This window comes from Halorientalis regularis, from assembly GCF_023698535.1.
Taxonomy (GTDB): domain Archaea; phylum Halobacteriota; class Halobacteria; order Halobacteriales; family Haloarculaceae; genus Halorientalis; species Halorientalis regularis.
In genome coordinates this window covers 166098-178684 of sequence record NZ_JALJCL010000009.1, presented here as the reverse complement: position 1 = coordinate 178684, position 12587 = coordinate 166098, and the positions used below count along the sequence as shown (strand labels likewise).

Sequence of the window (12587 nt, the reverse complement as noted above, 5' to 3'; positions counted from 1 at the left end):
GCACCCTCGTCGCAAAAATTTAGTTGTAGATCAGAATCGTCGCGCGCTCGGTCTCGACGACTTCGACTTCCTCACCGGATTCGGCGCGATGTTCCTCGTGGATTTCGACGGCATCGCCGGGGACGACGGCCACCTCTTCCCCGAGGTCAAGTTCGATCTCGCCGTCGAGCTGCTGCTGCTGTTTCACGTCCTCGGGGTCGGCCTGCTCCAGCGCGCCGACGATCTGGCCGGTTTGCTCGCCGAATTCCGGGCCGATGACGCTGTGGTCGGGGTCGACCTCGACGGGAACGAGTTCGATGGCGGGGACGCCCTCTCGAACGTGGACAGGGGCGTTGACGGCCTCGCTCAGGTCGTAGGTGTCGACGGCCCGTTCGGGAGTTTCCTCGGGGTAGACCTCGATCTTGTCGAGTTCGGCGTTCAGCGCGATGCCGGCATCGGACTTCCAGCCCCGGACCGTGGCTGCGACCTCGGCGATGAGTTCCCCGGCGAGCTCGGCCTCGGCGTCGTGCATGTCGATGTCGGGCCAGTCGGCGGCGTGGACGCTCCCCTCCGTGTGGGGCAGACCGTCGTAGGCCTCCTCGGTCAGGAAGGGGGCAAAGGGCGAGAGCATCCGCAGGGAGGCCGAGAGCGCGGTCGCCAGCGCCTGCTTGGCGGCGTTTGCCTCGCCCGGCCGTCCCTCGTAGAGGCGACCCTTGATGAGTTCGAGGTAGTCGTCGGCCAGGTCGTGCCAGACGAACTCCCGGAGTTCCCGCAGGGCCGCGTCGAAGCGGTAGTCGTCCATGTGGGCGGCCACGGAATCGGCGACCTCCGACGTGCGAGAGAGGATCCACCTGTCGGCGTCGCGGTAGGCCGGGTCGGGCCGGTCGAGGTGCTCCGTGTCGAGGTGGCCCGACGCGAACTTCGTGATGTTCCAGATCTTGGTGCCGAACTTGGAGGCGGATTTCACCTCCTTCCACTGGAACTGAATGTCGCTGCCGGGTTGCCCACCGAGCGCCATGGCCTGCCGGAAGGCGTCGGCGGAGTACTCCTCGACGGCCTCCTCGGGCTGGACGAAGTTGCCACGAGACTTGGACATCTTGTTGCCGTCCTCGCCGAAGACCATGCCGTTGATGAGAGCCTCCTCCCAGGGGATGTCGTCGGCGATCTCGCCGGTCCGGAGGAGGGTGTAGAACGCCCACGTCCGGATGATGTCGTGGCCCTGTTCGCGCAGGGTCGCGGGTTCGAAGTCCTCCTCGGGCCAGCCTCTGATATAGAGCGGCGTGATCGAGGAGTCCATCCACGTGTCCATCACGTCGGTCTCGCCGGTCCACTCGTCGCCGCCACACTCGGGACAGGAATCGATACCGGGGTCCTCGTCCGTGGGGTCGGCCGGGAGTTCGTCGGGCCCGGCGATGTGGATGTGGTCGCAGTCCTCGGTCGCACAGAACCAGGCGGGGATCGGTGTGGCGAACACGCGCTGGCGGGAGATGACCCAGTCCCACTCCATCCCGGTGGTCCAGTCCTCCAGCCGGTCGTACATGTGCTCGGGGATCCAGTCGACCTGCTGGGCGCGTTCGAGGATGGCGTCCTGATCGACCTCGACGAACCACTGTTCCTTCGAGAGGATCTCGATGGGCGTGTCACACCGCCAGCACTGCCCGACGGCCTGCTCGGTGGGTTCGGTGTCGTTGAGATACCCCTCGTCGTCGAGGTCGTCGGCGATTTCTCCTTTGGCCTCGTCGATGCTGAGTCCGGCGTACTCGCCGGCGTCCTCGTTGAGATGGCCGTCCTCGGTGAAGACTGTCCGCAGGTCGAGGTCGTGTTCGATCCACCACTCGACGTCCTGTTTGTCCCCGAACGTACAGATCATCACCGCGCCGGTCCCGAAGTCGGGGTCGGACTCCTCGTCGGCGATGAGTTCGACCTCGTGGCCGAACAGGGGGACCTCGAAGCGGTCGCCGATGCGGTCTTCGTAGCGCTCGTCGTCCGGGTGGACGGCCATCGAGACACAGGCGGCCAGCAGTTCGGGTCGGGTCGTGGCGATCTCGATGTCCTCGGTGTCTTCGTCGGCCCCCTCGAAGGTGACGTAGTAGAGAGTCCCGTCGACGCCCTCCTTGGTCTCGACCTCGGCGTCGGCGATGGCGGTCTCACACCGGGGACACCAGTTGACGGGGTGTTCGTCCCGGTAGACCAGGTCGTCGTCGGCCATCTCGACGAAGGATCGCTGGGTGGTGCCCCAGTACTCGGGGTCCATCGTGCGGAACTCGTGGGTCCAGTCCTGGGAGAAGCCCAGCGTGTGCATCGTCTCTTTCATCGCGTCGATCTGGTCCTCGGTGTGCTCGATGCACATCTCCCGGAACTCGTCGCGGGGCACGTCCGTCCGGTGGATACCCTGGTTCTCCTCGACTTTCACCTCGGTCGGGAGGCCGTGACAGTCCCACCCCTGCGGGAAGAGCACGTCGTCGCCCACGAGGCGGTGGTAGCGGGCGGCGAAGTCCATGTAACACCAGCCCAGCGCGTTCCCGATGTGGAGGTTGCCGGTCGGGTACGGCGGGGGTGTGTCGACGACGTAGTCCGTATCCGAATCGCCGTCGTACTCGTAGACGTCCATGTCTTGCCACTCGTCGCGCCACTTCGGCTCCACCTGGTCCGGGTCGTAGTTGTCGGGTAACTCACTCATATTTTAGAATGCGCTGATGGGTCGGTAGCCTCGCACAGAATACGTGTGACTGCTCCCCTCGCTAACGTACTACCGACGACATCAGGCCCATACATCCCGGTTGTTCCGGTCGAGTGTATAACTTTTCGCTTCGGTCGTCACTGTGCCGTTCCGAACACGTATCTGTCCAGCAGGAACACGCAGGCACCCGCGAGGACCGCGACGACCGTCACGCGCGGGTCCGAGGTCACGTAGAGGTTCGGCGTCGGCGGCCGCCACCAGAGCGGGTACAGCCAGAACCCGGCGTGTCCGTCGGCGTATACCCGCAGTCCGTCGAGGACGAGCGAACTCACGCTGCCGGCGACGAGCAGGCCGTACACGCGCCGCCGGTACTCGGTGAAACACAGCGTGATTCCGCCGGCGACGACGAGGACGCCACCGAGCGAACTGATCGGCGCGTACGAAAAGGGCACCCCGAGCAGGCCTTCGAGGACCCGTTCGTCGACGAGGCGTTCGACTTTGAGGAGATCCGGGATCGCCGCCCCAGCCATCCCGATCGGGACCCACCGGGCCGTGATCGCGTCGGTCCACCAGCTGGCGACCGTCAGCAGGACGTACACCAGCAGGACGTGTGTCAGTAGCTCCGCCATTATCGCACCTCGAAGCCGACGCCGTCGGTGTCGAACCGCCAGTGTCTGAAAAACAGGACGACCACGAGGAGCGCGCCCACGAGCGAGACGCCGTACTTGAACAGCAGCGAACTCCCGGCCGGGTTGACCACGACGACACGATCCGCCGCGAGGTGGCGGTCGGGTTCGACAGTGCCGTACACCTGCACCGCGCCGCCGGGCTGGACGGATCGCTCCACGCCACCGACCGTCAGCGGGAGCTCTCCCTGTTCGGTCTCGACCAGTATCTCGACCGTCGCGTTCTCGCGGTCGACCGCCCGGACGGTCCCGAACAGGAACGTCCGGTCGCCGACGTGTGACTCGTAGTCCGTTTCCAGCGCGTCCCCCGTCGGATACGGCCAGTTGGTCTCGTAGTTCGCGTCGTAGTGGACCCCCATGCCGAGCACGAGTAGACCCACCAGCACGATGCCGAACAGTCGCAGACTGGGACGCATTGGTTTGCGTTGTCGGTGTCTCTCGCCCGCGGGTAAAGAGCGGTTCGGGTTCGCGGAGAACCACAATCCATACCTCGCCTGCGGGGAGAGCAGGGGTATGGAACTCGGCGTTATCGGACTCGGGCGGATGGGCCGGATCGTCGTCGACCGCGTACTGGACGCGGGCCACGACGTGACTGCCTTCGACGTGGACGAGGAAGCCGTCGCGGACGCGGCCGACGCGGGCGCGACCCCGGCGGAGTCGATCCCCGACCTCGCACAGCGACTGGGCGCGGACAAGCGCATCTGGCTGATGGTCCCCGCGGGCGACCCCGTCGACGCCGCGCTGGAGGAACTCGCGCCCCACCTCGACGGCGACGACGTGGTCGTCGACGGCGGGAACTCCAAGTTCAAAGACTCCGTGCGCCGCGCGGAGGCAACCGACGCGGCCTACCTCGACTGTGGTACCTCCGGTGGCCCCGCAGGCGCGGAACTGGGTTTCTCCCTGATGGTCGGCGGCCCGGAGTGGGCCTACGAGGAACTCGTGCCGGTCTTCGACGCCGTCGCGACGGGGCCGGACGGCCACGACCGGATGGGGCCGGCGGGCTCGGGCCACTACGTGAAGATGGTCCACAACGGAGTGGAGTACGCGCTGATGCAGGCTTACGGCGAGGGGTTCGAACTGCTGGCGAACGGTCGCTACGACCTCGACCTGGAAGCCGTCGCGCGCACGTGGAACAACGGTGCGGTGATCCGTTCGTGGCTACTGGAACTCTGCGAGGAGGCCTTCCGCGAGGAGGGCAGCGACCTCGGGACGGTCGCGGATCACGTCGCGGGCGGTTCGACCGGGACCTGGACGGTCCAGGAGGCGCTCGAACAGGAAATTTCGGTGCCGCTGATCTATCAAGCACTCAGCGAGCGGTTCGACTCCCGCGCGACCGACGAGGAGCCGGGGCGGTTCTCGCGGCGACTGGCCAACCGGCTACGATACGGGTTCGGTCGACACGAGGTCGCGCGACGCGAGGAGTAGTCTGTCTCGCTCGCGGTGGCTCGGAGTTCGTCACTTAGATAAACCCGTATTCCGTAGCCCGCGATATGGTAAGCGCAGGCATCCTGCTCGGGGCGTTTCTGACGCTCGTCGCGGTCGCCCTTCACTACTCGAAGGGCACCGGCTGGGAGGCCAACGAGGACATCTCCCAGGAGGTTCTGGAAAAGCGGGCCGAGTCGGTCCCGGAGACGGAGTTCCCGGAGCCGATGAACCGCTCCATCGGCGGTGGCGGCGTCGCGGCCGGCGCGGTCGCCGGGGGTTCGGAGGGTGAACTCGCAGAGGGCGGCGAGGCCGAGGAAGCGGAGGGCTTCGATCCCGACGCCATCCCTGAGGACGAGGTCGAGACCTACGAGATCGAGTTTGCCAAGGAGGGCGAGACGATCGAGATCGCGAACAACGAGAACATCCTCGACGTGGGCGAGGACGAGGGCTGGGACCTACCCTACGCCTGCCGGGAGGGCTCGTGTCTCTCTTGTGCCGGCCATATCGAGGAGGGGCCGGCCGAGGAGTACATCGAACACAGCAACAACGACACGCTCAACGAGGAAGAGATGGACAACGGCTACTGTCTGACCTGTACGGCCTACCCGACGGACTCGTTCACGCTGGAGACCGGCGAACAGCCCTGATCCTCTGGGGTTCAAAACGGTTATACCGACGCCTCCTGTAGCACTGTTCGAGGGCGGCTAGTTCAGCGGACAGAACGCCTGGTTCCGGACCAGATGGTCGGGGGTTCAAATCCCTCGCCGCCCGTGCAACGAGACCGTGAGCACTGCGAGCGGTCGAGTGAACCGGCAGCGAGGACTTGAATGAGGCCGAGGTTCTGCGCGGCCCGCAGGTTCTCGGACGTGGTTCAAATCCCTCGCCGCCCCGCTTTTCACTCACAGCGCTCGTCGCCGACGCTCCTCGCGTAATATCGTGGAAAGCGGCCCGCAGGTTCTCGGACGTGGTTCAAATCCCTCGCCGACACTACGATTCCCCGTCCTCGTTCGCCACACTCGCGCTCGCGGTGAAGCCGACGGTCTGCAGTCGCTCGGCCAGCGGTTCGCCGATGGCCGACGCGGGTGTCAGGACGCCGCCGGACAGGGGCGAATCGGTGTCGTCTTGGACCAGACACATCGCGGACTCGCCGAGCATGCGCGCGGTCGCGCCGTAGCCCGGGTCGCGGTCGGTACCGACCACGGCGTCGACGGTGAAGGGACCGTCGTCGGTGGTCCCCTGGCCCCGCACGCGGACCCGGAAGTGGCCCGCTTCCATCTGTTCCTCGCTCGGGCCCTCACCGGGGTCGGGGAACACGAATCGCTTGAGCGCCGAGCGGGTCGGGCCGAACGAGAGCGCGAGCGTGAACAACCCGAGGCCGCCCGAGATCAGGCCTGCAGTCGCCGCACCGCCGAGCCCGGGGCCGGTCGGAATGACCTCGGTACAGCGGAAGCCCCGTCCCCAGGGGTAGTCGAGGAGGGCGTTGCTACGTCGAACCACGCGTTCGTTTACCGGAGCCATCGGCGACGGGGCCGTCCACGACGACCGAAGTGGGTCCTTGCGGGGGAGGCGCTGCTCGCCCGGATCGACGCCCTCGCGTTCGCCGGGTGGGGCCAGCGAGTAGGGGTTCCCGAGTACCTTCCTGACCTCGGGGTCGTTCGACGCCGCCTCGAACAGTTCGGCCGCACTGGCCAGCGTGCCACCGCTCACGCCGCCGCTCCCGGATTCCACGTAGATCCGGGCCCGGCTACAGGGGGCTCCGAATTCCTCCATCGCGAACGACTGGGCGAGCAGGGTGCCCAGGTCGGCGGGGACGGAGTCGAAGCCACAGCTGTGGACGATCCGGGTATCGGCGTCGACTGCCGCGTCGTGGTACTCGTCGACGATCTCTCTGGTCCAGTTCACCTCGCCGGTCAGGTCGCAGTACTCGGTCCCGGCCTCGACACACGCCTCGACCAGCGGGGTGCCGTACTTCGTGTATGGGCCGACGGTCGTACAGACGACACGGGTCCCGCGGGCCATCTCGCGGAGGGTTTCCGGTTCAGTCGCGTCGCCGATCACGATGGGGAGCGACCCCCACTCGTCGTTCCTATCGACGAGGTCGGACTCGACGGCCTGCAGGCGGTCCTCGTTTCGACCCCCGATCGCCAGCGACAGGGTGTCGGGTGTGTACTGTTCGGTGAGGTACTCGGCGACGAGGCGGCCAGCCACGCCGGTCGCACCCCACACGACGAGATCGTGTTGTCGGTCAGCGTTCGACACGGGTATCGACCGTCGGTAGTGGGGCCACAGGCTCAAGTGTTTGCCATTGGCTGTGACCCACTGGCACGTGTGTTCCTTCCTCGCATCCAAACATTCATAATTACGTAAAACACTCGTAACAAGCAGACTGGGGGAACGACGATGCAAGAATACGCCTACAGTGAGAGTCGGACAGACGGGGGCGACAAGTGCGGTGAGCGACGAGGTGAGGTGGATGGTTGAGAGTTTCTTCGCCCGCGTGATACTGGATCTGGCCATCGTGTCGCTGATTCTGGCGTCGATCGTGGAGGTAATCGTCGACGTTCGGGGGATGGACACGCCGGCATTCCTCCCATCGACACTGGCGGGGCTGTCACCGTCGGAGCCGGCGACGGCGCTCGGCGTCGGTGGGATTGCCATGCTCGTTCTCGGAATCGTCATCGAGATGGGCCTGTTCGGCCCGCTGCCCGGTGGCCGGTTCCTGGTCGGGACCATCGCGGTGCTGGCGTTCCTGCTCACCGGTGGGTTCCTCATCAGTGAGGAGGAAGACAGTAGCGGGTACGGCGGGTGAGCGGCCTCGTCGGCCGGGAATACCACGCCGGTTGCCAGGCTCGACCGCGGCCGTCGCCTCTCTGCCTCCAGTGAGCGCGTCCCGAACTACGGCGGCTCGACGGGGTGGAGATCACCATCGTCACACCGGTAGTGGACGACCTCGTACTCCGGCGAAAATACCGCTTTGAGTGTGCCGAACACGCCTATCGGGGACATCGACGGACCGACGTGATGTGGGGGGTTAATTCCGTCCCTGTCCCGGAGCGGCACGGTTTTGCTCGTTGCGCTCCCACCGCGAGGTATGGAGTCCATCGACGATGTCGAGGCGTTTCGGGCGGAGTTGACGGAACTGCTCGCAGCCGCCGAGGAGGGGAGCGTCTCTTCGGACGCTGTGGTCGGGCTGTTGACCGCGCAACTGGCCGGGATGCGTGGCGACGTGCGCCTGCCGCTGTCGATGCCGCCAGAGCGGGCCCGGGAGTTCACCGACGAGGCCAGCGACCACGTCGGTGAACGGATGGAGGTCGACCTGCTGGTCTCGGAGGACGTGATCCAGGATCTGGAACTTCAGCTGCAGGTCTTCGAGCGGCGACGCGAGGACGGTTAGGCGTCGGTTTCGAGGTCGGACTCCCAGGCGTCGTAGCCGCCCGCGAGGCTGGCGACGGTGGCGTCGTCGTCGATGCCTTCGTAGGATTCGAGCAACCGACCGGCCTGGACCGAGCTGATCCCCTCTTGACAGACCATGACGACCTCGTCGCTCCAGTCGACCTCGTCGATCCGGCCGGCCAACTGTCCGTAGGGGACGTTCAGCGCGCCGGGGATGTGGCCGGCCGCGTACTGCCGGGGCGGACGGGTGTCGACGACCTGTACGTCCGCGCCGTCTTCGAGTTTCTCCTGTAGCCGCGACGGGGAAAGCTCCTCGACCATCGCCTGACAGTAGACACGGCGCGGGCTAAAGCCCATCGTCCCGATCCGGTGAGATTTGTGTCCGACCAATAGAGCTAAATAGTGGTGTGGTATACCATATCATGTATGGCGTCAGCACCGAGCGACGACGAGATCTTCGATCAGTTCCTCACGGAGCGCGGGCACGAGACGGAGCAGGTCGGTTGGGACCAGAGTTACAACAAAAAGCAGTGCCCGGAGTGCGGTGGCCTCCACGACACCGCGGCGACAGAGTGCTCGGTGTGCGGGTGGGGACCGGGCAACTGACGGCCGCGAGCGGCGTGCAGAGATCCTTCTCGGCGGCTCGGTAGGATAGAGCCCGCTAAACCGTTCGAGAGAGAGCGTCCGGCAGGAGTGAGGAGCCCTGCTCGGTCGGTGGGTAAAACGGGGTCGGCTACAGCTCGTCCAGCGAGTCGTGCAGGAACAGTCCCAGTGCCAGATGGTGGTACATCGCCTGCTCGATCTGCGACCGGGCGGCGTCCTCGTCTGCGACGGAGTACTCCTTGGTTCGGACCAGCTCGTGCATCGACAACACGTCGTCGCCTTCGATATCGTGGAGTCGTGGGTACACTGTTCCCGGGCTCAACTGCGCGTCGAACAGCCGCGACAGGTCGTCGATCAGCGCCTTCCCGTGGGTGCCATCCCGCAACGCGATCAGCGCGATGAGGATCTCGTCCAGGTTCTGTTTGACGATCTCGTCGTCGAATTCGAACGACTCCTCGACTGCCAGCCGTTCCATGACCGAAGACAACACCTGTTCGGGGTCGCCTTCTTGACCGGTGCCTGGGGCGTCGGGTGACGCCGCCTCCAGGTCGTCACCGGCCGAAAGTTCTTGTATCAACGTATTCACCAGCGGACTCGTACTCACGTTATCTCCGGACATTGGCAATCACTTGGACTCGATCCACATCCAACCCTCTCTACCACGGATATATAATGCCTCTCCCCCGGTTTCCGCGAATGAAAATAGGTATATAAAGGTGTTTTCATGCGCTGAAAGAACCCCCTCCAGGCCGGGAACCACCGCTGGCCGACTGGTTTTTCTCATCGGTGATACTCCCCGCAATATCTTTTTACACTGGTGGGCTCTACAGGGTATAGTGGCAGAGGAACGTAGTATCGAGGAGGTCCTCGACACGATCGGGGACGAGAACGCGCGGGAGATACTCGCGGCGATCAGCATCGAGCCGCGCTCGGCCAAAGAACTGGCCGAGGAGTGTGACCTGTCGCTGCCCACCGTGTACCGGCGAATCGAGATCCTCGAGGAACACGACCTCGTCAAAGACCGGACGCTGGTGGCCGACGACGGCAACCACTACAAGATCTACGAGTCGAACTTCGACAGCACCGTCATCTCGCTGGAGGAAGAGGGGGAGTACCGGGTGCGGATCTACCGCGAGGAGAACCTCCCCGACCGATTCAGTCAGCTCTGGGACGAGTTGAATCCGGAGTAGGCGAGCGCGCGACGGGCCGCGGTCGTCCGGGACGAACCGTCCTGCCGCCCCGAGTTGTCCGACGTACCTTTATATCCAGTGCGTGAGCAGTGGCGGCCATGGTCGAGACCGTAGCTATCGCACGCGGCGTTCTCATTCTGCTGCGGCTCATCACGTTCGGGTTGACGCTGGGGATCACGCTGATCAGCTTTCAGGCGTACCGAAAGAAACAGTCCGAGAAACTCCAGTCGGCGTTCATCGGCTTCGCGTTCATCAGCATGGGTGTGGCGATCACCAACGTCATCACGCAACTGGGTGCCGGCGGCGGGACCTCTTCGCTCCAGTTCATCTTCCTCCAGATGACCGAGACGATCCCCTTCATCATCGGGTTCGCCATGCTCTATCTCTCGCTGTACCGGTAGCTACCGACGAAGGAAAATTCGTGTGCGGCCGGTTCGGAATCGAAGCCACGTTGCTTATGAGTGAGTAGGTTCATTAGTGGTCTAATGACCGACACGACGCCCGAAGTGGTCCGCCTGTTCGGGGGGCCGGGGAGCGGGAAGACCACGGCCTTGCTGGACCGGGTCGAACAGTTACAGGAGCAGGGGGCAGATGTCCGTGACATTCTCGTCGTCTCGTACACGCGCGCGGCGGCCGCGGAGATCCGCGAACGCCTCGCAGAACGACTGGACACGACGCCCCGGGCCCTCCGTGGCAACGTCTGTACGATGCACGCGAAGGCCTACGAACTCCTCAACCTCTCGCGAGGGGACGTGGTGGGCGAATCGGACAAAGAGGAGTTCTGCGAGGAGTACGGCATCGAGTACGAGGACGAGAACAAGGGTGCGCGCCGCCGGAGCGCCCGCTCGACGACCATCGGCAACAAAGTCATCGCGACCAGCCAGTGGCTCCAGCGTACCCGGCGCGACGTGGCCGACTGGTACGACGTACCATTCAAGTGGAACGTCGAGGAGGTACGGCTCCCGCCGGACGAGGACCCCAACTCACAGACGGGGAACAAGTACACGCCGACCTGGCCGTCCGACGACGACCGGATCGACGTGCCCGAGGCCATCCGCGCCTGGCGCGCCTACAAGGGCGAGAACGGGCTCGTCGGCTTCGCGGATATGCTCGAACGCGTCAAACAGCGCTCGCTCCTGCCCAACGTCGAGTACCTGGTGATCGACGAGTTTCAGGACATCACCACCCTCCAGTACGACGTGTACGAGGAGTGGAAACCCCACATGAAGCGGGTCCTGATCGCGGGTGACGACGACCAGGTCGTCTACGCCTGGCAGGGTGCCGACCCCGATCTCCTGCTGGACGAGGACGTGACCGAGGACGAAGTGTTGCCCAACTCCTACCGGCTTCCCTCGAAGATCCTCAACGTCGTCAACAGGGAGATCAGCCACATCGAGAAACGCCAGGAGAAAGACCTCGAACCGCGCAAGGAGGGGGGCCGCGTCGAGGCCCCGCCCCGCCCCTCGATGCTCGATCTCGTTCGGAACGTCCGGGCCACGCTCGAAGAGGACGAGGAGAGTACGTCGATGATCCTCTTCCGGGCGCGGTACCAGATGTTCCAGTTCATCGACGAGTTCATCGGTGAGGGGATCCCCTTCCAGTGTCTGACCGACCAGCGGATGTGGACCGACCGGCTGACTCAGTACGTCCGGGCGGTCGAGGCACTCGCCGAGGACGACCCCGTCACGGCCCTGCAGGCCCGGCGGCTGGCGGACATGCTCGCGGATTCGGCCTTCGGCACCGGTGAGCGCGACGACCTCTTCGACGCCATCGACGAGGTCCAGGAAGAAGCCGACACCGACGACCTCGCCGAGATCACGGTCGAACCAGACTTCGTGCGCGACCACGCGCCGTTCATGCCCGATCCGCGGTCGGCGGCGGACATGCTCCGGAAGGTCACCAACTTCCAGGAGCGGTCGGTCGACGCCTACTTCTCGGGCGAGTATCAGGGGATGGCCACCGACGCGGTGCGGGTCGGGACGATCCACTCCGCGAAGGGTCGCGAGGCCGATCACGTGTTCCTGGCGACCGACCTCACGGAGAAGGTCGTCGAGCAGATGGCCGCGACCGTCGAACAGGAGGGTCGCGAGGTCGCGGGCGTCGAGGAGTTCACCAAGCACACCGATCCGGTCCCGACGCTGACGGACAACGAGCGACGCGTGTTCTACGTCGGGATGTCCCGCGCCCGCGAACGGCTGGTCCTGCTGGAGAACCTCGTCGACGGCGCGCCGACACTGCCCATCGACGTGTTGCTGGAGAACGAGCCGTCCGACAAGACCGTCGACCAGTTGCTCGACGAAGCGAAAAACGCCATCGCGGTCCAGTAATCACTCGTCGTCGTCCTCGGGCGTCTCGACGACGGAACTGGCCACGTCCTGTGCGGCGTCGGCCGCCACGTCGGTCGGCTTGGTGACGTACTCCTCGGCGGCGATCATCAGCACGGCGACGAGGATGAACCCCCCGCCGACGAGCCGACTACCACTGAGAAACTTGTCCAGACCGAACAACGCGACCGGTGCGGCCAGTATCACCGCGCCCATCAGCCCGAACGTGTCGAGGATGCCCAGTCCCATCTCGTGGGCGACTTGGCCGTCACTGGACAAAAGCCATGTGTGTTCGCCCTCGCGGCAG

General features: G+C 65.1%; 15 protein-coding genes and 1 tRNA gene. 9 read left to right on the top strand and 7 right to left on the bottom strand.

Annotated elements, in window-relative coordinates; genetic code table 11:
- Positions 1-19: 19 nt before the first annotated feature.
- The 3 genes from MU521_RS13440 to MU521_RS13430 form a co-directional block, all read right to left on the bottom strand.
- Positions 20-2659, bottom strand: a complete 2640-nt coding sequence (locus MU521_RS13440) for a valine--tRNA ligase (protein WP_092691017.1) — start codon at positions 2657-2659, stop codon at positions 20-22.
- Between the two features lie 137 nt (positions 2660-2796).
- Positions 2797-3288, bottom strand: a complete 492-nt coding sequence (locus tag MU521_RS13435; RefSeq protein WP_092691020.1) for a hypothetical protein — start codon at positions 3286-3288, stop codon at positions 2797-2799.
- Positions 3288-3761: an OB-like fold-containing membrane protein gene (locus MU521_RS13430; protein WP_092691022.1), complete on the bottom strand. Its 474-nt coding sequence runs from the start codon at positions 3759-3761 to the stop codon at positions 3288-3290. Before MU521_RS13430 ends, MU521_RS13435 begins: the two co-directional genes overlap by 1 nt.
- A 97-nt stretch (positions 3762-3858) precedes the next feature.
- Between MU521_RS13430 and gnd the strand changes: the two genes are divergently transcribed.
- The 3 genes from gnd (at position 3859) to MU521_RS13415 (ending at position 5541) form a co-directional block, all read left to right on the top strand.
- Positions 3859-4770 (top strand): phosphogluconate dehydrogenase (NAD(+)-dependent, decarboxylating), encoded by a 912-nt coding sequence (gnd, locus tag MU521_RS13425; RefSeq protein ID WP_092691028.1) that lies wholly within the window; start codon positions 3859-3861, stop codon positions 4768-4770.
- Between the two features lie 65 nt (positions 4771-4835).
- Entirely contained in the window at positions 4836-5417 is a 582-nt protein-coding gene (locus MU521_RS13420) for a 2Fe-2S iron-sulfur cluster-binding protein (RefSeq protein WP_092691030.1), read from the top strand.
- 51 nt (positions 5418-5468) lie between these two features.
- Positions 5469-5541, top strand: a tRNA-Arg gene (locus MU521_RS13415).
- Between the two features lie 216 nt (positions 5542-5757).
- Here the strand turns inward: MU521_RS13415 and MU521_RS13410 are convergent.
- The gene (locus MU521_RS13410) at positions 5758-7029 is read right to left on the bottom strand and encodes a saccharopine dehydrogenase family protein (RefSeq protein ID WP_092691033.1); all 1272 of its coding nucleotides are present in this window, start codon (positions 7027-7029) and stop codon (positions 5758-5760) included.
- Between the two features lie 214 nt (positions 7030-7243).
- Between MU521_RS13410 and MU521_RS13405 the strand changes: the two genes are divergently transcribed.
- Together MU521_RS13405 and MU521_RS13400 are read left to right on the top strand one after the other, a co-directional pair.
- A complete protein-coding gene (locus MU521_RS13405; RefSeq protein ID WP_092691035.1) occupies positions 7244-7579 on the top strand; it encodes a hypothetical protein in 336 nt (111 codons plus the stop codon).
- Positions 7580-7861: 282 nt separating this feature from the next.
- A complete protein-coding gene (locus MU521_RS13400) occupies positions 7862-8164 on the top strand; it encodes a hypothetical protein (RefSeq protein WP_092691038.1) in 303 nt (100 codons plus the stop codon).
- Here the strand turns inward: MU521_RS13400 and MU521_RS13395 are convergent.
- Positions 8161-8484 (bottom strand): rhodanese-like domain-containing protein, encoded by a 324-nt coding sequence (locus tag MU521_RS13395; protein WP_092691040.1) that lies wholly within the window; start codon positions 8482-8484, stop codon positions 8161-8163. The two genes, MU521_RS13400 and MU521_RS13395, sit on opposite strands and share 4 nt — an antisense overlap.
- Before the next feature lie 105 nt (positions 8485-8589).
- Here MU521_RS13395 and MU521_RS13390 point away from each other — a divergent pair, with 105 nt between their 5' ends.
- The gene (locus tag MU521_RS13390) at positions 8590-8769 is read left to right on the top strand and encodes an HVO_0416 family zinc finger protein (protein WP_077206643.1); all 180 of its coding nucleotides are present in this window, start codon (positions 8590-8592) and stop codon (positions 8767-8769) included.
- Between the two features lie 127 nt (positions 8770-8896).
- On the opposite strand, the gene MU521_RS13385 is transcribed toward MU521_RS13390, so the two are convergent.
- Positions 8897-9370, bottom strand: a complete 474-nt coding sequence (locus tag MU521_RS13385; RefSeq protein ID WP_217630129.1) for a helix-turn-helix domain-containing protein — start codon at positions 9368-9370, stop codon at positions 8897-8899.
- Between the two features lie 232 nt (positions 9371-9602).
- On the opposite strand from MU521_RS13385, the gene MU521_RS13380 reads away from it, so the two are divergent.
- The 3 genes from MU521_RS13380 (at position 9603) to MU521_RS13370 (ending at position 12283) form a co-directional block, all read left to right on the top strand.
- Positions 9603-9956, top strand: a complete 354-nt coding sequence (locus tag MU521_RS13380) for an ArsR/SmtB family transcription factor (protein ID WP_077206645.1) — start codon at positions 9603-9605, stop codon at positions 9954-9956.
- Positions 9957-10054: 98 nt separating this feature from the next.
- Complete coding sequence (locus MU521_RS13375; RefSeq protein WP_092691045.1) at positions 10055-10357, top strand: DUF7521 family protein; 303 nt, start codon at positions 10055-10057, stop codon at positions 10355-10357.
- Between the two features lie 84 nt (positions 10358-10441).
- Positions 10442-12283, top strand: coding sequence for a UvrD-helicase domain-containing protein (locus MU521_RS13370; protein WP_092691048.1), 1842 nt, complete (start codon positions 10442-10444; stop codon positions 12281-12283).
- Here MU521_RS13370 and MU521_RS13365 read toward each other — a convergent pair whose 3' ends face one another.
- Positions 12284-12529 carry a DUF7533 family protein gene (locus MU521_RS13365; protein WP_092691051.1) on the bottom strand — a complete coding sequence of 82 codons (246 nt, stop codon included), beginning with the start codon at positions 12527-12529 and terminating at the stop codon, positions 12284-12286.
- Between the last annotated feature and the right edge of the window lie 58 nt (positions 12530-12587).